Raw genomic sequence first — 19,422 nt, 5'->3', positions numbered from 1 at the left:
GAAGAGATGGAAACTTTAGCTCAACATCGCCATGCTCGTTCTTCTGCACAGAAGGTTCGCCTTGTTGCTGACCTGATTCGCGGTAAGAAAGTGTCGCAGGCCCTGGACATCCTGACCTATACCAACAAGAAAGCTGCGGTATTGGTCAAGAAAGTACTGGAATCTGCCATTGCTAACGCTGAACACAACGATGGCGCTGACATCGACGATCTGAAAGTCGCGAAAATTTTCGTAGATGAAGGCCCAAGCATGAAGCGCATTATGCCGCGTGCGAAAGGTCGTGCAGATCGCATCCTGAAGCGCACCAGCCACATTACTGTGGTTGTGTCCGATCGCTGAGACTCTGGAGACTAGCAATGGGTCAGAAAGTACATCCTAATGGTATTCGCCTGGGTATTGTAAAACCATGGAACTCTACCTGGTTTGCGAACACCAAAGAATTCGCTGACAACCTGGACAGCGATTTTAAAGTACGTCAGTACCTGACTAAGGAACTGGCTAAAGCGTCTGTATCTCGTATCGTTATCGAGCGTCCAGCTAAGAGCATCCGTGTGACTATTCACACTGCTCGTCCTGGCATCGTTATCGGTAAGAAAGGCGAAGACGTAGAAAAACTGCGCAAGGTCGTAGCGGATATCGCTGGCGTTCCTGCACAGATCAATATCGCTGAAGTTCGTAAGCCTGAACTGGACGCTAAATTGGTTGCTGACAGCATCACTTCTCAGCTGGAACGTCGTGTTATGTTCCGTCGTGCTATGAAGCGTGCTGTACAGAACGCAATGCGTCTGGGCGCTAAAGGTATCAAAGTTGAAGTTAGCGGCCGTCTGGGCGGCGCGGAAATCGCACGTACCGAATGGTACCGCGAAGGTCGCGTACCGTTGCACACTCTGCGTGCTGACATCGACTACAACACCTCTGAAGCGCACACCACTTACGGTGTAATCGGCGTTAAGGTATGGATCTTCAAAGGTGAGATCCTGGGTGGTATGGCTGCTGTTGAACAACCGGAAAAACCGGCTGCTCAACCTAAAAAGCAGCAGCGTAAAGGCCGTAAATAAGGAGCGTCGCTGATGTTACAACCAAAGCGTACAAAATTCCGTAAAGTGCACAAAGGCCGCAACCGTGGTCTGGCGCAGGGTACGGATGTTAGCTTCGGCACTTTCGGTCTGAAAGCTGTTGGCCGTGGTCGTCTGACTGCACGTCAGATCGAAGCAGCACGTCGTGCAATGACCCGTGCAGTTAAGCGTCAAGGTAAGATCTGGATCCGTGTATTCCCGGACAAACCGATCACCGAGAAGCCACTGGAAGTTCGTATGGGTAAAGGTAAAGGTAACGTGGAGTACTGGGTTGCCTTGATCCAACCGGGCAAAGTCCTTTATGAAATGGACGGTGTTCCGGAAGAGCTGGCCCGTGAAGCCTTCGGCCTGGCAGCAGCGAAACTGCCTATCAAAACCACCTTTGTAACTAAGACGGTGATGTAATGAAAGCAAAAGAGCTGCGTGAAAAAAGCGTTGAAGAGCTGAACGCTGAGCTGCTGAACCTGCTGCGTGAGCAGTTCAACCTGCGTATGCAGGCTGCAAGTGGCCAGCTGCAACAGACTCACCTGCTGAAGCAAGTGCGTCGCAATGTTGCGCGCGTTAAGACTTTACTGACTCAGAAGGCGGGTGCGTAATGACCGATAAAATCCGTACTCTGCAAGGTCGTGTTGTTAGCGATAAAATGGAGAAATCCATTGTTGTAGCTATCGAACGTTTTGTGAAACACCCGATCTACGGTAAATTCATCAAGCGTACGACCAAACTGCACGTACATGACGAGAACAACGAATGTGGTATCGGCGACAAGGTTGAAATCCGTGAATGCCGTCCACTGTCCAAGACTAAGTCCTGGACGCTGGTTCGCGTTGTAGAGAAAGCGGTTCTGTAATAGAGTACGCATTCTCAATACGAATAAACGGCTCAGCGATGAGCCGTTTATTTTTTCTACCCATATTGCAGAAGCGGTGTTATAATGCCGCGCCCTCGATATGGGGCTTTTTAACGGCTCTGATTTTAGAGTCTCAGGTAGTAGTTGACATTAGCGGAGCACTAAAATGATCCAAGAACAGACTATGCTGAACGTCGCCGACAACTCCGGTGCACGTCGCGTAATGTGTATCAAGGTTCTGGGTGGCTCGCACCGTCGCTACGCAGGCGTAGGCGACATCATCAAGATCACCATCAAGGAAGCAATTCCACGTGGTAAGGTCAAAAAAGGTGATGTGCTGAAGGCGGTAGTGGTGCGCACCAAGAAGGGTGTTCGTCGCCCTGACGGTTCTGTCATTCGCTTCGATGGTAATGCATGCGTTATTTTAAACAATAACAGCGAGCAGCCTATCGGCACGCGTATCTTTGGGCCGGTAACTCGTGAACTTCGTACTGAGAAGTTCATGAAAATTATCTCTCTGGCACCAGAAGTACTCTAAGGAGCGAATCATGGCAGCGAAAATCCGTCGTGATGACGAAGTTATCGTGTTAACCGGTAAAGATAAAGGTAAACGCGGTAAAGTAAAAAATGTTCTGTCTTCCGGCAAACTTGTCGTTGAAGGTATCAACCTGGTTAAGAAACATCAGAAGCCGGTTCCGGCCCTGAACCAACCAGGCGGCATCGTTGAAAAAGAAGCTGCTATTCAGGTTTCTAACGTTGCAATCTTCAATGCGGCTACCGGCAAGGCTGACCGTGTAGGCTTTAGATTCGAAGACGGTAAAAAAGTCCGTTTCTTCAAATCTAACAGCGAAACTATCAAGTAATTTGGAGTAGTACGATGGCGAAACTGCATGATTACTACAAAGACGAAGTAGTTAACAAACTCATGACTGAGTTTAACTACAATTCTGTCATGCAAGTCCCTCGGGTCGAGAAGATCACCCTGAACATGGGTGTTGGTGAAGCGATCGCTGACAAGAAACTGCTGGATAACGCAGCAGCTGACCTGACAGCAATCTCCGGTCAAAAACCGCTGATCACCAAAGCACGCAAATCTGTTGCAGGCTTCAAAATCCGTCAGGGCTATCCGATCGGCTGTAAAGTAACTCTGCGTGGCGAACGCATGTGGGAGTTCCTTGAGCGCCTGATCACTATTGCTGTTCCACGTATCCGTGACTTCCGTGGCTTGTCCGCTAAGTCTTTCGACGGTCGTGGTAACTACAGCATGGGTGTCCGTGAGCAGATCATCTTCCCAGAAATCGACTACGATAAAGTCGACCGCGTGCGTGGTTTGGATATTACCATTACCACTACTGCGAAATCTGATGAAGAAGGCCGTGCTCTGCTGGCTGCCTTTGACTTCCCGTTCCGCAAGTAAGGTAGGGTTACTGAATGGCTAAGCAATCAATGAAAGCACGCGAAGTAAAGCGCGTAGCTTTAGCTGATAAATTCTTCGCTAAACGCGCTGAACTGAAAGCGATCATTTCTGATGTGAACGCTTCCGACGAAGATCGTTGGAATGCGGTTCTCAAGCTGCAGTCTCTGCCGCGTGATTCCAGCCCGTCTCGTCAGCGTAACCGCTGTCGTCAAACAGGTCGTCCACATGGTTATGTGGGCAAGTTTGGGTTGAGCCGTATCAAACTGCGTGAAGCCGCCATGCGCGGTGAAGTGCCAGGCTTGAAAAAGGCTAGCTGGTAATTACCAATTGAATCACGGGAGTAAAGACAGATGAGCATGCAAGATCCGATCGCGGATATGCTGACCCGTATCCGTAACGGTCAGGCCGCGAACAAAGTTGCGGTCACCATGCCTTCCGCCAAGCTGAAAGTGGCAATTGCCAACGTGCTGAAGGAAGAAGGTTTTATCGAAGATTTTAAAGTTGAAGGCGACACCAAGCCGGAACTGGAACTTACTCTCAAGTATTTCCAGGGTAAAGCTGTTGTAGAAAGCATTCAGCGTGTCAGCCGCCCAGGCCTGCGCATCTATAAGAAAAAAGATGAGCTGCCAAAAGTAATGGCTGGTCTTGGTATCGCAGTTGTTTCTACCTCTAAAGGTGTTATGACTGATCGTGCAGCGCGCCAGGCTGGTCTTGGTGGCGAAATTATCTGCTACGTAGCCTAATCGGAGGAAAGAATGTCTCGTGTTGCTAAAGCACCGGTCGTTATTCCTGCCGGCGTTGATGTAAAAATCGACGGTCAGGTTATTACGATCAAAGGTAAAAACGGCGAGCTGACTCGTACCCTCAACAATGCTGTTGAAGTTAAACATGCAGATAACGCTCTGACCTTCGGTCCACGTGATGGTTTCGTGGATGGATGGGCTCAGGCTGGTACCGCGCGTGCCCTGCTGAACTCAATGGTTGTTGGTGTTACCGAAGGCTTCACTAAAAAGCTTCAGCTGGTTGGTGTAGGTTATCGTGCAGCTATCAAAGGGAATGCAGTAGGCCTGTCTCTGGGCTTCTCACACCCTGTTGAGCATCCGCTGCCGGCCGGTATCACTGCAGAATGCCCGACTCAGACTGAAATCGTGCTGAAAGGCGCTGATAAACAGCTGATCGGTCAGGTTGCAGCAGATCTGCGCGCCTACCGTCGTCCTGAGCCTTATAAAGGCAAGGGTGTTCGTTACGCCGACGAAGTCGTGCGTACCAAAGAGGCTAAGAAGAAGTAAGGTAACACTATGGATAAGAAATCTGCTCGTATCCGTCGTGCGACCCGCGCACGCCGCAAGCTCAAAGAGCTGGGTGCAACTCGCCTGGTGGTACATCGTACCCCGCGTCATATTTACGCACAGGTAATTGCACCGAACGGTTCTGAAGTTCTGGTAGCTGCTTCTACTGTAGAAAAAGCTATCTCAGAACAATTGAAGTATACCGGTAACAAAGACGCCGCAGCAGCTGTAGGTAAAGCTGTCGCTGAACGCGCTCTGGAAAAAGGCATCAGCAATGTTTCCTTTGACCGTTCCGGGTTCCAATATCATGGTCGTGTCCAGGCACTGGCAGATGCTGCCCGTGAAGCTGGCCTTCAGTTCTAAGGTAGAGGTGTAAGATGGCTCACATCGAAAAACAGGCTGGCGAACTGCAGGAAAAGCTGATCGCGGTAAACCGCGTATCTAAAACCGTTAAAGGTGGTCGTATTTTCTCCTTCACAGCTCTGACTGTAGTGGGTGATGGTAACGGTCGCGTTGGTTTTGGTTACGGTAAAGCGCGTGAAGTTCCAGCAGCGATCCAGAAAGCGATGGAAAAAGCCCGTCGCAATATGATTAACGTCGCGCTGAACAACGGTACCCTGCAACACCCAGTTAAAGGTGTTCACACGGGTTCTCGTGTATTCATGCAGCCAGCTTCCGAAGGTACCGGTATCATCGCCGGTGGTGCAATGCGCGCCGTTCTGGAAGTTGCTGGAGTTCATAACGTTCTGGCTAAAGCATATGGTTCCACCAACCCGATCAACGTGGTTCGTGCAACTATTGATGGCCTGGAAAATATGAATTCTCCAGAAATGGTCGCTGCCAAGCGTGGTAAATCCGTTGAAGAAATTCTGGGGTAATTGACCATGGCAAAGACTATTAAAATCACTCAAACCCGCAGTGCAATCGGTCGTCTGCCGAAACACAAGGCAACGCTGCTTGGCCTGGGTCTGCGTCGTATTGGTCATACCGTTGAGCGCGAGGATACTCCTGCTGTTCGTGGTATGGTCAACGCGGTTTACTTCATGGTTAAAGTTGAGGAGTAAGAGATGCGTTTAAATACTCTGTCTCCGGCCGAAGGCTCTAAAAAGGCGGGTAAACGCCTGGGTCGTGGTATCGGTTCTGGCCTCGGCAAAACCGGTGGTCGTGGTCACAAAGGTCAGAACTCTCGTTCTGGCGGTGGCGTACGTCGCGGTTTCGAGGGTGGCCAGATGCCACTGTACCGTCGTCTGCCGAAGTTCGGCTTCACCTCTCGCAAAGCAGCGATCACAGCGGAAATCCGTCTGTCTGACCTGGCGAAAGTTGAAGGCGGCGTTGTAGACCTGAACACGCTGAAAGCGGCTAACATTATCGGTATCCAGATCGAGTTCGCGAAAGTGATCCTGGCTGGTGAAGTTTCTACTCCGGTAACTGTTCGTGGCCTGCGTGTTACTAAAGGTGCTCGTGCTGCTATCGAAGCTGCTGGCGGTAAAATTGAGGAATAAGTAGCAGATGGCTAAGCAACCGGGATTAGATTTTCAAAGTGCCAAAGGTGGATTTGGCGAGCTGAAACGCAGACTGCTGTTTGTAATCGGCGCGCTGATTGTGTTCCGTATTGGCTCTTTTATTCCGATCCCTGGTATTGATGCCGCTGTACTTGCCAAACTGCTTGAGCAACAGCGAGGCACCATCATTGAAATGTTCAACATGTTCTCTGGTGGTGCTCTCAGCCGTGCTTCTATTTTCGCACTGGGTATTATGCCGTACATTTCGGCATCGATTATTATCCAGCTGCTGACGGTCGTTCATCCGGCCCTGGCAGAGTTGAAGAAAGAAGGGGAGTCTGGACGTCGTAAGATTAGCCAGTACACCCGTTACGGCACTCTGGTGCTGGCAATATTCCAGTCGATCGGTATTGCTACCGGTCTTCCGAATATGCCTGGTATGCAGGGCCTGGTATTAAACCCAGGCTTTGCATTCTATTTCACCGCTGTTGTAAGTCTGGTCACAGGGACCATGTTCCTGATGTGGCTCGGCGAACAGATTACTGAACGAGGTATCGGTAACGGTATCTCAATCATTATCTTCGCCGGTATCGTTGCGGGTCTCCCGCCGGCCATCGCCCATACTATCGAGCAAGCGCGTCAAGGCGACCTGCACTTCCTCCTGTTGCTGTTGGTTGCAGTATTAGTATTTGCAGTGACGTTCTTTGTTGTCTTCGTTGAACGTGGTCAACGCCGCATTGTGGTGAACTACGCTAAACGTCAGCAGGGTCGTCGTGTCTATGCTGCACAGAGCACACATTTACCGCTGAAAGTGAATATGGCGGGGGTTATCCCGGCTATCTTCGCTTCCAGTATTATTCTGTTCCCGGCAACCATCGCGTCATGGTTCGGGGGCGGTACTGGTTGGAACTGGCTGACAACAATTTCGCTGTATTTGCAGCCTGGGCAACCACTTTATGTGTTACTCTATGCGTCTGCGATCATCTTCTTCTGTTTCTTCTACACGGCGTTGGTCTTCAACCCGCGTGAAACAGCAGATAACCTGAAGAAGTCCGGTGCATTTGTACCAGGAATTCGTCCGGGAGAGCAAACGGCGAAGTATATCGATAAAGTAATGACTCGCCTGACTTTGGTTGGTGCGCTTTATATTACTTTTATCTGCCTGATCCCGGAGTTCATGCGTGATGCAATGAAAGTACCGTTCTACTTCGGTGGGACCTCACTGCTTATCGTTGTGGTCGTGATTATGGACTTTATGGCTCAAGTGCAAACTCTGATGATGTCCAGTCAGTATGAGTCTGCATTGAAGAAGGCGAACCTGAAAGGCTACGGCCGCTAACTGGTCGCCTGAGAAGTTACGGAGAGTAAAAATGAAAGTTCGTGCTTCCGTCAAGAAATTATGCCGTAACTGCAAAATCGTTAAGCGTGATGGTGTCATCCGTGTGATTTGCAGTGCCGAGCCGAAGCATAAACAGCGCCAAGGCTGATTATTTCGCATATTTTTCTTGCAAAGTTGGGTTGAGCTGGCTAGATTAGCCAGCCAATCTTTTGTATGTCTGTACGTTTCCATTTGAGTATCCTGAAAACGGGCTTTTCAGCATGGTGCGTACATATTAAATAGTAGGAGTGCATAGTGGCCCGTATAGCAGGCATTAACATTCCTGATCAGAAACATGCTGTGATCGCATTAACTTCGATCTATGGCGTCGGCAAGACCCGTTCTAAAGCCATTCTGGCTGCAGCGGGTATCGCTGAAGATGTTAAGATCAGTGAGCTGTCTGAAGAACAAATCGACACGCTGCGTGACGAAGTTGCCAAATTTGTCGTTGAAGGTGATCTGCGCCGTGAAATCAGCATGAGCATCAAGCGCCTGATGGATCTTGGTTGCTATCGCGGTTTGCGTCATCGTCGTGGTCTGCCAGTGCGCGGTCAGCGTACTAAGACCAACGCACGTACCCGTAAGGGTCCGCGCAAACCGATCAAGAAATAATCGGGGTGATTGAATAATGGCAAAGGCACCAGTTCGTGCACGTAAACGTGTAAGAAAACAAGTCTCTGACGGCGTGGCTCATATCCATGCTTCTTTCAACAACACCATCGTTACTATTACTGATCGTCAGGGTAACGCATTGGGTTGGGCAACAGCCGGTGGTTCCGGTTTCCGTGGTTCTCGCAAATCCACTCCGTTCGCAGCTCAGGTTGCAGCAGAGCGTTGCGCTGAAGCCGTAAAAGAATACGGCATCAAGAATCTGGAAGTTATGGTTAAAGGTCCGGGTCCGGGTCGTGAATCTACTGTTCGCGCTCTGAACGCCGCTGGTTTCCGCATCACGAATATTACTGATGTGACTCCGATCCCTCATAACGGTTGTCGTCCGCCGAAAAAACGTCGCGTATAACGCTCGTTTTTTAGGTTAGTTGGAGATAGAAAATGGCAAGATATTTGGGTCCTAAGCTCAAGCTGAGCCGTCGTGAGGGCACCGACTTATTCCTTAAGTCTGGCGTTCGCGCGATCGATACCAAGTGTAAAATTGAACAAGCTCCTGGCCAGCACGGTGCGCGTAAACCGCGTCTGTCTGACTATGGTGTGCAGTTGCGTGAAAAGCAAAAAGTTCGCCGTATCTACGGTGTGCTGGAGCGTCAGTTCCGTAACTACTATAAAGAAGCAGCACGTCTGAAAGGCAACACAGGTGAAAACCTGCTGGCTCTGCTGGAAGGTCGTCTGGACAACGTTGTATACCGTATGGGCTTCGGCGCGACTCGTGCTGAATCACGCCAGCTGGTTAGCCATAAAGCAATCATGGTAAACGGTCGTGTTGTTAACATCGCTTCTTATCAGGTTAAAGCGAATGACGTTGTTAGCATTCGTGAGAAAGCGAAAAAGCAATCTCGCGTGAAAGCCGCTCTGGAGCTGGCTGAGCAGCGTGAAAAGCCAACCTGGCTGGAAGTTGATGCTGGCAAGATGGAAGGTACGTTCAAGCGTCAGCCAGAACGTTCTGATCTGTCTGCGGACATTAACGAACACCTGATCGTCGAGCTTTACTCCAAGTAAAGCTTAGTACCAAAGAGAGGACACAATGCAGGGTTCTGTGACAGAGTTTCTAAAACCGCGCCTGGTAGATATCGAGCAAGTGAGTTCGACGCACGCCAAGGTGACCCTTGAGCCTTTAGAGCGTGGCTTTGGCCATACTCTGGGTAACGCACTGCGCCGTATTCTGCTCTCATCGATGCCGGGTTGCGCGGTGACCGAGGTTGAGATTGATGGTGTACTTCATGAGTACAGCACCAAAGAAGGCGTTCAGGAAGATATCCTTGAAATCCTGCTCAACCTGAAAGGGCTGGCGGTGAGAGTTCAGGGTAAAGATGAAGTTATTCTTACTCTGAATAAATCTGGCATTGGCCCTGTGACTGCAGCCGACATCACCCACGACGGTGATGTTGAAATCGTCAAGCCGCAGCACGTGATCTGCCACCTGACCGATGAGAACGCAGCTATTAGCATGCGTATCAAAGTTCAGCGCGGTCGTGGTTATGTGCCGGCTTCTGCCCGAATTCATTCGGAAGAAGATGAGCGCCCAATCGGCCGTCTGCTGGTCGACGCATGTTACAGCCCTGTAGAGCGTATTGCCTACAATGTTGAAGCAGCGCGTGTAGAACAGCGTACCGACCTGGACAAGCTGGTCATCGAAATGGAAACCAATGGCACAATCGATCCTGAAGAGGCGATTCGTCGTGCGGCAACCATCCTGGCAGAACAACTGGAAGCTTTCGTTGACTTACGTGATGTACGTCAGCCGGAAGTGAAAGAAGAGAAACCAGAATTCGATCCGATCCTGCTGCGCCCTGTTGACGATCTGGAATTGACTGTCCGCTCTGCTAACTGCCTCAAGGCAGAAGCTATCCACTATATCGGTGATCTGGTACAGCGTACCGAGGTTGAGTTGCTGAAAACGCCGAACCTGGGTAAAAAATCTCTTACCGAGATTAAAGACGTGCTGGCTTCACGTGGTCTGTCTCTGGGCATGCGCCTGGAAAACTGGCCACCGGCAAGCATTGCTGACGAGTAACCGGATCACAGGTTAAGGTTTTACTGAGAAGGATAAGGTCATGCGCCATCGTAAGAGTGGTCGTCAACTGAACCGCAACAGCAGCCATCGCCAGGCTATGTTCCGCAACATGGCAGGTTCACTGGTTCGTCATGAAATCATCAAGACGACCCTGCCTAAAGCGAAAGAGCTGCGTCGCGTAGTTGAGCCGCTGATTACTCTTGCCAAGACTGACAGCGTTGCTAATCGTCGTCTGGCATTCGCCCGTACTCGTGATAACGAGATCGTGGCAAAACTGTTTAACGAACTGGGCCCGCGTTTCGCGAGCCGTGCCGGTGGTTACACTCGCATTCTGAAGTGTGGCTTCCGTGCAGGCGACAACGCGCCGATGGCTTACATCGAGCTGGTTGATCGTTCAGAGAAAGCAGAAGCTGCTGCAGAGTAATCTGTAGTAACGTAAAAAAACCCGCCTCGGCGGGTTTTTTTATATCCGCAGAATCTCCACTTATCTACAATGTCTGTATCTTTTCTGCTCACCCCCTGGAGTTCATTATGTGGTTGCTCGATCAGTGGGCTGAACGCCATATTTGCGATGCCCAAAACAAAGGCGAGTTCGAAAATCTTCCCGGTAGCGGTGAGCCGCTGATTCTGGACGATGATTCACATATTCCCCCTGAATTACGGGCCGGTTATCGCTTACTGAAAAACGCAGGTTGTTTACCGCCTGAACTTCAGCAACGCAATGAAGCCGTCGAGCTTGCCGATCTGCTTAAAGGCATTCATAAGAATGACCCGCGGTACTCCGAAATCAGTCGTCGGTTGGCGCTCATCGAGCTAAAACTGCGCCAGACGGGAATGAATACTGACTTTTTGCATGGTGAGTACAGTGAAAGGTTAATGCAAAAAATAAACGAGGAGTAGCCATGTACCGCATAGGTGAACTTGCGAAGCTTGCTAACGTAACGCCGGATACTATCCGCTACTACGAAAAGCAGCAGATGATCGATCATGAGGTCAGAACGGAAGGTGGATTTCGCCTTTATACGGATAACGACCTGCAACGCCTTCGTTTTATCCGCTATGCACGGCAACTCGGCTTCACGCTGGAGTCGATCCGTGAACTGCTGTCGATCCGTATCGATCCTGAACATCATACGTGTCAGGAATCTAAAAGCATCGTTCAGGCCCGGCTGGATGAAGTTGAAGGACGCATTCAGGAGCTGCAAGCCATGCAGCGATCTCTGCAAAGGTTAAATGACGCGTGCTGCGGTACCGCTCATAGCAGTGTTTATTGCTCAATACTGGAAGCTCTTGAACAGGGCGCCAGTAGTGAAACTCAGGGTTGTTGATTTTTTATCAGCCAGGGACTAGACTCCCGCCGACATTAACTATGCTCAGGAGAAATGATGAGCCGCTATCAGCATACGAAGGGACAAATTAAGGATAACGCCATTGAGGCATTGCTTCACGACCCGCTTTTCAGACAGCGTGTTGAGAAGAACAAGAAAGGAAAAGGGAGTTATTTACGTAAAGGTAAACATGCACAACGGGGTAACTGGGAGGCCAGTGGCAAGCAAGCTAATCGCTTTTTTACCACTGGCCTTTCTGTTTCTGTCGCCTGATTAAACGCGGTTGTTCTGCTCTTTTAACAGATCGCGAATTTCAGTCAGTAAGACTTCTTCTTTAGTTGGTGCTGGCGGGGCAGCAGCCGGTTCTTCTTTTTTACGGTTAAGTCTGTTGATAAGTTTGATCGCCATGAAAATGGCAAATGCCACGATCACGAAATCAAATACGTTCTGAATGAATACGCCATAGTGCATTACAACCGCAGGGATATCGCCCTGAGCCTCCCGAAGGGTGAAGGCGAACTGTTTGAAATCAATGCCTCCAATCAACAGTCCTAACGGCGGCATAATAATGTCGGCGACTAATGATGAAACGATCTTACCGAACGCCGCACCAATAATGACACCCACAGCCAAATCCACCACATTCCCGCGCATCGCAAATTCGCGAAACTCTTTAATAAAACTCATTATGTTCTCCTTGTGCCAGCTGACGCCTATAAGTTTAACAAATGATTAGCTAATTGCCATTGGGGATAAATAATCGTTATGAAAAATAAAAGGCATGAAAATTAGAAGGTTAATATTTGGGTGCTCTCGTCTGAGCACCCAAATCATTACAGGAAGAACGGGCTTGGCTGGAATAAACGCTCGACGTCGGTAATAAATTTTTTATCGGTCAGGAACATAATAACGTGGTCACCCTGCTCAATACGTAAATTATCATTGGCGATCATGACATCGTTACCTCGCACTACGGCGCCGATAATGGTGCCTGGTGGAAGTTTAATTTCGTCGATCGCGCGACCAACAACGCGCGACGTCGTTTCATCCCCATGAGCGACGGCTTCAATGGCTTCAGCAACACCACGACGAAGAGACGACACGCCGACAATATCCGCTTTACGTACATGGCTTAGCAGGGCAGAAATGGTGGCTTGCTGAGGCGAAATAGCAATATCAATTACGCTACCCTGTACCAGGTCGACATAAGCCTTACGCTGGATAAGCACCATTACTTTTTTCGCCCCCATACGTTTAGCGAGCATGGCGGACATAATATTCGCTTCGTCGTCGTTGGTGACGGCAATAAAAAGATCAACCTGATCGATATGCTCTTCGGCCAGCAATTCCTGATCCGAAGCATCGCCATAAAACACGATAGTATTCTGAAGCTTTTCAGCCAGCTCCGACGCGCGCTGTTGATCTCGTTCAATCAGCTTCACGCTGTAGTCTTTTTCCAGCCGTCTCGCCAGACCTGCGCCAATATTACCGCCGCCAACCAGCATAATACGTTTATATGGTTTTTCGAGACGCTGAAGTTCACTCATCACCGCACGGATATGCTGAGAAGCCGCAATAAAGAAGACTTCATCCCCGGCTTCGACAATGGTGGACCCTTGCGGACGAATAGGTCTGTCGTGACGGAAAATCGCCGCAACACGCGTATCGATATGTGGCATATGCTCGCGCATTGTCGACAGGGCATTACCAATCAGCGGGCCGCCGTAATAAGCCTTCACAACCGCCAGGCTTACTTTTCCTTCCGCAAAGTTCACAACCTGCAACGCGCCCGGGTACTCAATCAGACGATAAATACTGTCGATAACCAGCTGTTCAGGGGCAATAAGATGGTCGATAGGTACTGCTTCGGAATTAAACAGCTTTTCCGCATCCCGGACATAGTCCGGGGAGCGAATGCGGGCGATGCGGTTCGGTGTGTTGAAAAGCGAGTAGGCCACCTGACATGCAACCATGTTGGTTTCATCTGAACTGGTTACTGCAACCAGCATGTCGGCATCGTCTGCGCCCGCCTCCCGAAGCACACGTGGGTGAGAGCCGTGCCCCTGTACAACACGAAGATCAAACTTGTCCTGCAAAACGCGCAGGCGATCGCCATTGGTATCCACAATGGTGATATCGTTGTTTTCGCCCACGAGATTTTCCGCCAGCGTTCCGCCAACTTGCCCTGCGCCCAGAATGATAATTTTCATCTTTCGTGACCTGTTCTCAACATCACTCTTTGATTAGCTTAGCGTAAAAGAAACCATCACCCTCTTCTGCGCCCGGCAGGTTTTGCAGACCCGGGTGCTCAGGCGTCCCCGTATCATGCAGCGTCGCGTCCGGGGTGCGTTTCAGGAAAGCCGCAATTTGCTGACTGTTCTCTTCCGGAAGAACAGAGCAGGTTGCATATACCAGGGTTCCGCCGGGTTTGAGATGCGGCCAGATGGCATCCAGAATTTCGGATTGCAACTGGGCAAGCTCCTTGATATCACGATCGCGACGCAACCATTTGATATCGGGATGACGACGAATCACGCCGGTTGCAGAGCAGGGGGCGTCCAGCAAAATACGATCGAACCGGGTATCACCACACCAGTCTGCGGGTTTACGTCCATCGCCTTGCTTAACCTGTGCTTTCATACCCAGACGCTTGAGGTTGTCATAGACGCGTGAAAGACGCTGCTCATCAACATCCACGGCCATCACGCTGGCCTGCGGCGCCACTTCCAGAATGTGCGTTGTTTTCCCCCCTGGCGCTGCACAGAGATCAAGGATCTGCTCCCCGTCTTTCGGTTCAAGCCAGGTCATGCAGCCCTGAGCGGATGCGTCCTGTACCGTTACCCAGCCCTCTTCAAAACCGGGTAATGCATGTACCGGTGCAGGGGAGGCTAAACGAACCGCATCAGGATAAGCAGCGTGTGTGAAGCCGCTCATTCCGGCCTCTTCCAGCAGGGCCAGCCATGCGTCGCGGGTATGATGGTTACGATTAACGCGTAACCACATCGGCGGACGTTGGTTATTGGCATCAGCAATGTCTTGCCATTGCTGTGGGTAGGCTTTTTTAAGGCGATTCAGCAGCCATTCAGGGTGCAGGAAGCGCGCTTCGCTTTGCGCAAATTCTGCCAGCAGTTCGACCTGCTGACGCTGGAACTGACGCAGCACGCCGTTAATCAATCCTTTCAACTGGGGACGTTTAATCGCAACGGCCCCCTCCACTGTCTCAGCCAGCGCAGCATGAGGTGGAATGCGGGTATGAAGAAGCTGGTAGAAACCGACCATGATCAAATAATGCACGGTACGCTGCTTGCCGCTCATCGGGCGTGACATCAGCTTATTAATTAACCACTCAAGCTGAGAGAGGGTGCGCAGCACGCCAAAGCACAGCTCCTGAAGCAGGGCTTTGTCTTTATCGGAAACCTTTTGTTGCAGTGCAGGCAGGACATTACTCAGTGACTGGCCCTGCTCAATAACCTGCTCAACGGCCTGAGCCGCCATAGTGCGTAGATTTTGTCTTTTCATAACCGTAAAAATAAAAATGCCCGGAAACACCGGGCCTTAAGAGTAAATTTGTTCAGGCAAGGCGATTGCCAGGGATGAACCATTCACGACGGGAATTTAATAGATCCTGCGCGCTCATTGCCTTTTTACCGGCCGGTTGCAGCGATTCAAGATTCAGGATCCCTTCTCCGGTCGCAACCTGGATACCGTTTTTACTGGCGTCGATAATCGTACCGGGCTCTGCCGAAGTATTGCCGTTAATAACTGAAGCTTTCCAGACTTTCACTGGCTGCTCATCAATCATCAACCAGCTCATCGGCCATGGATTAAAGGCGCGGATACAGCGTTCGAGTTGAGCTGCTGACAGGGACCAGTCGATCCGGGCTTCTTCTTTACTCAGTTTTTCAGCATAGGTCACCTGTGCCTCATCCTGCACTTCAGGTGTCGCTGTATTGTCAGCAAGCTGTTGCAACGTCTCAATCAGCCCCTGCGGACCGAGATCCGCCAGCTTGTCATACAGCGTGGCGCTGGTATCTTCTGCGGTAATGGGACACGCCAGTTTATACAGCATGTCGCCCGTGTCTAAACCTACGTCCATCTTCATGATTGTCACGCCAGTTTCAGCATCGCCTGCCCACAGAGCGCGCTGAATAGGGGCTGCACCACGCCAGCGTGGGAGCAAGGAACCATGAACGTTAACACAGCCCAGGCGGGGCATATCGAGTACCGCTTTCGGCAGAATGAGGCCGTAAGCCACAACTACCATCACGTCAGCGTTCAGGTCTGCCACTAACTGCTGGTTTTCCTGAGGTCGTAATGATGCAGGCTGGAAAACCGGCAAACCATGCGTTTCTGCCAGCACTTTAACCGGGCCAGGCATCAATTTTTTACCGCGGCCAGCCGGACGATCAGGCTGAGTAAATACGCCAACAATCTGATGACCAGACGATAGCAGCGCGTCGAGATGACGCGCCGCAAAATCAGGGGTACCCGCGAAGATTATACGTAGTGATGTAGACACGTTATTCCTTGTATCCGGGGGGCGTTAAGCGCGAGAACGTAAACGATCCAGTTTCTCAACTTTCTGACGAATACGCTGTTGCTTCAGCGGTGAGAGGTAATCGATAAACAGCTTACCGACCAGGTGATCCATCTCATGCTGAATGCAAATCGCCAGCAGATCGTCGGCTTCCAGCTCAAACGGATTGCCGTCACGATCCAGTGCGCGGATTTTAACTTTTTCGGCACGTGGCACCAAAGCGCGCTGTTCAGGGATAGACAGACAGCCTTCCTCAATACCTGTTTCGCCGCTTTTTTCCAGCATCTCAGGGTTGATCAGCACCAGGCGCTCATCACGATTTTCAGAAACGTCGATCACAATAATACGTTTGTGAATGTCTACCTGGGTCGCGGCAAGGCCAATGCCTTCTTCAGCGTACATGGTATCGAACATATCATCGACGATACGCTGAATTTCTGCATTCACTTCTTTAACCGGTTCCGCGACGATGCGAAGGCGCTCGTCAGGAATATGTAACACTTGCAAAACTGCCATAAATTTCCAGAGTCGTGTTCAGGAGTTGATAAGAATATTACTTCTATTCTAGACAAATCCCCGGTCGATTGACAGCATCAGTGACCAATCGCAAAGATTGCTGAGGCTGCTTATGGCAGGGAAAAGGATGACGTCCACAGAGATATGGTTACGGCTTATAAACATCGGGTCGTTATACGGTGACGCGATGCTGGAGATTGCGCAGAGGCTGCTTCGCCAGGCAACCGTCGATGCTGAAGCTGTCAACGCGTCAGGGCTTTTGCCCAAACATGCCGTAAAGTTTTTTTCGTTCAGTGAGAGTGAGCTTGAACGTAGTCTGGAATGGCTGGAACACACCGACAACCACCTTCTCACAGCGGATGATCCTCGCTTTCCGCCATTGTTACGTTCTATACCTGATTTTCCCGGGGCGCTATTTGTGCGAGGCCGCGTTGACGTGCTTAATAGCATGCAGCTTGCGGTTGTGGGCAGCCGTGCGCCCTCGTGGTATGGCGAGCGGTGGGGGAAAATGCTGAGTGAACAGCTATCCCAATGTGGCTTTACGATCACCAGTGGCCTGGCTTGCGGCATCGATGGTGTGGCACATCATGCGGCGTTGTCAGCAAAAGGGCGAAGTGTCGCCGTGCTTGGCAATGGTCTTTTTAGTCTCTATCCGCGTCGTCATCACATTCTGGCTGAGCAACTTATCGCTTCAGAGGGGGCGATAGTATCTGAGTTTTCACTTTCGACATCGCCCAGACCGGGTAACTTTCCACGGCGTAACCGGATCATCAGTGGGTTAAGCCAGGGCGTGCTGGTGGTCGAAGCTGCGATTCGGAGTGGATCGCTGGTTACCGCAAGGTGCGCACTGGAGCAGGGGCGTGAAGTTTTTGCGCTACCCGGCCCGTTGGGGAACCCTGGCTGCGAAGGCCCTCACTGGCTGATAAAACAGGGGGCGACGCTGGTGACCTGTAAAGAGGATATCCTGGAAAATTTGCAATATGGATTGCATTGGTTGCAGGATGATCTCCAAAAGCGACATATTTCATCGGATCAGGAGGCAGTAGCATTGCCATTTCCCAAGCTCCTGGCTAACGTAGGAGATGAGGTAACACCTGTTGACGTTGTCGCTGAACGTGCCGGCCAACCTGTGCCAGTAACGGTAGCACAGCTACTCGAACTGGAGTTAGCAGGGTGGATCGCAGCTGTACCCGGCGGCTATGTCCGATTAAGGAGGGCATGCCATGTTCGACGTACTGATGTATTTGTTTGAGACTTACATCCACAACGAAGCAGAAATGCAGGTGGATCAGGACAAATTAACACGGGATCTGACCGACGCAGGTTTTGAGCGGGAAGATATTTATAATGCGTTGATGTGGCTGGATAAGTTGGCTGATTATCAGGACGGCCTCGCCGAACCGATGCAGCTTGCTTCTGACCCATTGTCTGTGCGCATCTATACAGCTGAAGAGTGTGAAAGGCTGGATGCCAGCTGCCGGGGATTCATTTTATTCCTCGAGCAGATTCAGGTGCTAAACCTCGAAACGAGAGAGATGGTGATAGAGCGCGTCATGGCGCTGGATACTGCTGAATTTGAACTGGAAGATCTCAAATGGGTGATCCTGATGGTTCTATTCAACATCCCAGGCTGTGAAAATGCCTATCAGCAAATGGAAGAATTACTCTTTGAAGTGAATGAAGGTATGCTGCATTAATTCTATGTGCAGCAACAAGAGTTGTTATGGCCAAATCAGCACTCTTCACGGTGCATAAAAACGAGCCCTGCCCACAGTGTGGGGCTGAACTTGTTATTCGGTCCGGGAAACACGGTCCGTTTCTCGGTTGTTCACGCTATCCGGAATGTGATTATGTCCGTCCCCTGAAAAGCCAGGCGGACGGACATATCGTCAAAATTCTGGAGGGACAGCTTTGTCCACTCTGTGGCGGCGAATTGGCGCTGCGGCAGGGGCGGTTCGGGATGTTTATCGGATGCAGCCGCTATCCGGAATGTGAACATACGGAACAAATTGATAAACCAGATGAAACGGCAATTGCCTGCCCTCAGTGCCAGCGTGGTCAATTGGTGCAGCGCCGCTCTCGTTATGGCAAGACCTTCCATTCGTGCGATCGCTATCCTGAATGTCAGTTCGTTATCAATTTCAAACCAGTAGCGGGCGTCTGCCCTTATTGCGATTATCCGTTACTTATAGAAAAGAAAACCGCGCAAGGCTTGAAACGCTTTTGCGCCAGTAAACAATGTGGAAAGCCGGTTTCGGCGGATCAAATCAGTGAATAATAACCTGCCATCAGGCTCCATCGCGCAGGCGGTGGAAATCCTGAAAAAAGAAGAAGTCATCGCCTATCCAACAGAAGCCGTTTTCGGGGTCGGGTGCGATCCTGACAGCGAAGTCGCCGTTAACCGTCTGCTGGCGCTAAAACAGCGGCCTGTCGAAAAAGGATTGATTTTGATCGCTGCGAACTACGAGCAGCTTAAGCCTTATATTGATGATTCCATGCTGACGCCTGCACAGCGGGAAACCATTTTCTCTGCGTGGCCTGGCCCCGTGACGTTTGTTTTCCCTGCACAACCGACAACGCCGCGCTGGTTAACCGGGCGTTTCGATTCACTCGCGGTACGCGTTACCGACCATCCCTTGGTGGTGGAGTTATGCCAGGCATTTGGTAAACCCCTGGTTTCAACCAGTGCCAACCTGACCGGGCTTCCCCCTTGTCGGACAACAGAAGAAGTTCTGGCGCAGTTCGGGAATGATTTCCCTGTAGCCGTGGGTGAAACCGGGGGTCGTCTTAACCCGTCAGAAATTCGCGATGCCTTGACCGGCGAACGTTTTCGCCAGGGATAA

The 19,422-nt window shown here is 50.7% G+C and carries 34 protein-coding genes; 29 read left to right on the top strand and 5 right to left on the bottom strand.

The genetic code is table 11. The features are described from left to right. Positions 1-6: 6 nt before the first annotated feature. The 25 genes from rplV to LOC22_RS08560 all read left to right on the top strand — a co-directional run bounded on the left by rplV (position 7) and on the right by LOC22_RS08560 (position 11,799). Positions 7-339, top strand: coding sequence for a 50S ribosomal protein L22 (rplV, locus tag LOC22_RS08680; protein WP_002919773.1), 333 nt, complete (start codon positions 7-9; stop codon positions 337-339). A gap of 17 nt (positions 340-356) precedes the next feature. Then, the gene (gene rpsC, locus LOC22_RS08675) at positions 357-1,058 is read left to right on the top strand and encodes a 30S ribosomal protein S3 (RefSeq protein WP_000529945.1); all 702 of its coding nucleotides are present in this window, start codon (positions 357-359) and stop codon (positions 1,056-1,058) included. A gap of 12 nt (positions 1,059-1,070) precedes the next feature. Then, the gene (gene rplP, locus LOC22_RS08670; RefSeq protein ID WP_002919759.1) at positions 1,071-1,481 is read left to right on the top strand and encodes a 50S ribosomal protein L16; all 411 of its coding nucleotides are present in this window, start codon (positions 1,071-1,073) and stop codon (positions 1,479-1,481) included. Further along, complete coding sequence (gene rpmC, locus LOC22_RS08665; protein WP_003863282.1) at positions 1,481-1,672, top strand: 50S ribosomal protein L29; 192 nt, start codon at positions 1,481-1,483, stop codon at positions 1,670-1,672. Before rplP ends, rpmC begins: the two co-directional genes overlap by 1 nt. Further along, positions 1,672-1,926: a 30S ribosomal protein S17 gene (gene rpsQ, locus LOC22_RS08660; RefSeq protein WP_002438707.1), complete on the top strand. Its 255-nt coding sequence runs from the start codon at positions 1,672-1,674 to the stop codon at positions 1,924-1,926. The genes rpmC and rpsQ overlap by 1 nt, the downstream gene beginning before the upstream one ends. Positions 1,927-2,092: 166 nt before the next feature. After that, entirely contained in the window at positions 2,093-2,464 is a 372-nt protein-coding gene (gene rplN, locus LOC22_RS08655) for a 50S ribosomal protein L14 (protein WP_002919748.1), read from the top strand. Between the two features lie 10 nt (positions 2,465-2,474). Then, a complete protein-coding gene (rplX, locus tag LOC22_RS08650; RefSeq protein ID WP_003863287.1) occupies positions 2,475-2,789 on the top strand; it encodes a 50S ribosomal protein L24 in 315 nt (104 codons plus the stop codon). 14 nt (positions 2,790-2,803) lie between these two features. Then, complete coding sequence (gene rplE, locus LOC22_RS08645) at positions 2,804-3,343, top strand: 50S ribosomal protein L5 (protein WP_003863290.1); 540 nt, start codon at positions 2,804-2,806, stop codon at positions 3,341-3,343. A 14-nt stretch (positions 3,344-3,357) separates the two neighbouring features. Beyond that, entirely contained in the window at positions 3,358-3,663 is a 306-nt protein-coding gene (gene rpsN / locus LOC22_RS08640; protein ID WP_003863291.1) for a 30S ribosomal protein S14, read from the top strand. A gap of 30 nt (positions 3,664-3,693) precedes the next feature. Continuing rightward, complete coding sequence (gene rpsH / locus LOC22_RS08635; RefSeq protein WP_006178918.1) at positions 3,694-4,086, top strand: 30S ribosomal protein S8; 393 nt, start codon at positions 3,694-3,696, stop codon at positions 4,084-4,086. Between the two features lie 12 nt (positions 4,087-4,098). Then, positions 4,099-4,632, top strand: coding sequence for a 50S ribosomal protein L6 (gene rplF, locus LOC22_RS08630; protein WP_006178917.1), 534 nt, complete (start codon positions 4,099-4,101; stop codon positions 4,630-4,632). Positions 4,633-4,641: 9 nt separating this feature from the next. Next, the gene (gene rplR / locus LOC22_RS08625) at positions 4,642-4,995 is read left to right on the top strand and encodes a 50S ribosomal protein L18 (RefSeq protein WP_003863297.1); all 354 of its coding nucleotides are present in this window, start codon (positions 4,642-4,644) and stop codon (positions 4,993-4,995) included. A 14-nt stretch (positions 4,996-5,009) separates the two neighbouring features. Further along, positions 5,010-5,510: a 30S ribosomal protein S5 gene (gene rpsE / locus LOC22_RS08620; RefSeq protein ID WP_003863299.1), complete on the top strand. Its 501-nt coding sequence runs from the start codon at positions 5,010-5,012 to the stop codon at positions 5,508-5,510. Between the two features lie 6 nt (positions 5,511-5,516). Next, the gene (gene rpmD / locus LOC22_RS08615; protein ID WP_003863301.1) at positions 5,517-5,696 is read left to right on the top strand and encodes a 50S ribosomal protein L30; all 180 of its coding nucleotides are present in this window, start codon (positions 5,517-5,519) and stop codon (positions 5,694-5,696) included. Positions 5,697-5,699: 3 nt separating this feature from the next. Then, the gene (rplO, locus tag LOC22_RS08610; RefSeq protein ID WP_003863304.1) at positions 5,700-6,134 is read left to right on the top strand and encodes a 50S ribosomal protein L15; all 435 of its coding nucleotides are present in this window, start codon (positions 5,700-5,702) and stop codon (positions 6,132-6,134) included. A 7-nt stretch (positions 6,135-6,141) separates the two neighbouring features. Beyond that, a complete protein-coding gene (gene secY, locus LOC22_RS08605; RefSeq protein WP_003863305.1) occupies positions 6,142-7,473 on the top strand; it encodes a preprotein translocase subunit SecY in 1,332 nt (443 codons plus the stop codon). 31 nt (positions 7,474-7,504) lie between these two features. After that, on the top strand, positions 7,505-7,621 hold the full coding sequence (gene rpmJ / locus LOC22_RS08600; RefSeq protein WP_000868187.1) for a 50S ribosomal protein L36: 117 nt from the start codon (positions 7,505-7,507) through the stop codon (positions 7,619-7,621). Between the two features lie 146 nt (positions 7,622-7,767). Beyond that, the gene (gene rpsM, locus LOC22_RS08595) at positions 7,768-8,124 is read left to right on the top strand and encodes a 30S ribosomal protein S13 (RefSeq protein ID WP_003863308.1); all 357 of its coding nucleotides are present in this window, start codon (positions 7,768-7,770) and stop codon (positions 8,122-8,124) included. Positions 8,125-8,140: 16 nt separating this feature from the next. Beyond that, positions 8,141-8,530 (top strand): 30S ribosomal protein S11, encoded by a 390-nt coding sequence (gene rpsK, locus LOC22_RS08590; RefSeq protein WP_003863312.1) that lies wholly within the window; start codon positions 8,141-8,143, stop codon positions 8,528-8,530. Between the two features lie 32 nt (positions 8,531-8,562). Then, positions 8,563-9,183: a 30S ribosomal protein S4 gene (rpsD, locus tag LOC22_RS08585; protein ID WP_003863314.1), complete on the top strand. Its 621-nt coding sequence runs from the start codon at positions 8,563-8,565 to the stop codon at positions 9,181-9,183. A gap of 25 nt (positions 9,184-9,208) precedes the next feature. Next, entirely contained in the window at positions 9,209-10,198 is a 990-nt protein-coding gene (locus LOC22_RS08580; RefSeq protein WP_002919219.1) for a DNA-directed RNA polymerase subunit alpha, read from the top strand. 40 nt (positions 10,199-10,238) lie between these two features. Further along, positions 10,239-10,622, top strand: coding sequence for a 50S ribosomal protein L17 (gene rplQ / locus LOC22_RS08575; RefSeq protein ID WP_001216368.1), 384 nt, complete (start codon positions 10,239-10,241; stop codon positions 10,620-10,622). A gap of 107 nt (positions 10,623-10,729) precedes the next feature. Beyond that, complete coding sequence (locus LOC22_RS08570) at positions 10,730-11,098, top strand: DUF1992 domain-containing protein (protein ID WP_023295520.1); 369 nt, start codon at positions 10,730-10,732, stop codon at positions 11,096-11,098. Positions 11,099-11,100: 2 nt separating this feature from the next. Further along, positions 11,101-11,526 (top strand): Zn(2+)-responsive transcriptional regulator, encoded by a 426-nt coding sequence (zntR, locus tag LOC22_RS08565; protein ID WP_003863328.1) that lies wholly within the window; start codon positions 11,101-11,103, stop codon positions 11,524-11,526. Positions 11,527-11,583: 57 nt separating this feature from the next. After that, a complete protein-coding gene (locus tag LOC22_RS08560; RefSeq protein ID WP_017383729.1) occupies positions 11,584-11,799 on the top strand; it encodes an alternative ribosome-rescue factor A in 216 nt (71 codons plus the stop codon). Here the strand turns inward: LOC22_RS08560 and mscL are convergent, their stop codons facing one another. The 5 genes from mscL to def form a co-directional block, all read right to left on the bottom strand. Beyond that, positions 11,800-12,213 (bottom strand): large-conductance mechanosensitive channel protein MscL, encoded by a 414-nt coding sequence (mscL, locus tag LOC22_RS08555; RefSeq protein WP_003863335.1) that lies wholly within the window; start codon positions 12,211-12,213, stop codon positions 11,800-11,802. It abuts the gene before it with no gap. 146 nt (positions 12,214-12,359) lie between these two features. Next, positions 12,360-13,736, bottom strand: coding sequence for a Trk system potassium transporter TrkA (gene trkA, locus LOC22_RS08550; protein ID WP_003863337.1), 1,377 nt, complete (start codon positions 13,734-13,736; stop codon positions 12,360-12,362). A gap of 22 nt (positions 13,737-13,758) precedes the next feature. Continuing rightward, complete coding sequence (rsmB, locus tag LOC22_RS08545; RefSeq protein ID WP_032682266.1) at positions 13,759-15,045, bottom strand: 16S rRNA (cytosine(967)-C(5))-methyltransferase RsmB; 1,287 nt, start codon at positions 15,043-15,045, stop codon at positions 13,759-13,761. A 52-nt stretch (positions 15,046-15,097) separates the two neighbouring features. Then, complete coding sequence (gene fmt / locus LOC22_RS08540; RefSeq protein ID WP_017693884.1) at positions 15,098-16,045, bottom strand: methionyl-tRNA formyltransferase; 948 nt, start codon at positions 16,043-16,045, stop codon at positions 15,098-15,100. 24 nt (positions 16,046-16,069) lie between these two features. Next, positions 16,070-16,579, bottom strand: coding sequence for a peptide deformylase (gene def / locus LOC22_RS08535; protein WP_015571402.1), 510 nt, complete (start codon positions 16,577-16,579; stop codon positions 16,070-16,072). A 127-nt stretch (positions 16,580-16,706) separates the two neighbouring features. Here def and dprA point away from each other — a divergent pair, with 127 nt between their 5' ends. The 4 genes from dprA to tsaC are packed head-to-tail and all read left to right on the top strand — an operon-like array spanning position 16,707 to position 19,422. Further along, positions 16,707-17,831, top strand: a complete 1,125-nt coding sequence (gene dprA / locus LOC22_RS08530; protein WP_032649694.1) for a DNA-protecting protein DprA — start codon at positions 16,707-16,709, stop codon at positions 17,829-17,831. After that, positions 17,803-18,276, top strand: coding sequence for a DUF494 family protein Smg (smg, locus tag LOC22_RS08525; protein ID WP_000460665.1), 474 nt, complete (start codon positions 17,803-17,805; stop codon positions 18,274-18,276). Before dprA ends, smg begins: the two co-directional genes overlap by 29 nt. 26 nt (positions 18,277-18,302) lie before the next feature. Then, positions 18,303-18,857, top strand: coding sequence for a type I DNA topoisomerase (locus LOC22_RS08520; RefSeq protein ID WP_230239488.1), 555 nt, complete (start codon positions 18,303-18,305; stop codon positions 18,855-18,857). Further along, positions 18,850-19,422 (top strand): L-threonylcarbamoyladenylate synthase type 1 TsaC, encoded by a 573-nt coding sequence (tsaC, locus tag LOC22_RS08515; RefSeq protein WP_022649580.1) that lies wholly within the window; start codon positions 18,850-18,852, stop codon positions 19,420-19,422. The genes LOC22_RS08520 and tsaC overlap by 8 nt, the downstream gene beginning before the upstream one ends.

Source organism: Enterobacter sp. AN-K1 (genome assembly GCF_020971765.1).
GTDB classification, from domain to species: Bacteria; Pseudomonadota; Gammaproteobacteria; order Enterobacterales; family Enterobacteriaceae; genus Enterobacter; species Enterobacter hormaechei_C.
The sequence above is the reverse complement of the archived record's forward strand: the minus strand, read 5'-3'. Positions and strand labels throughout refer to the sequence as shown.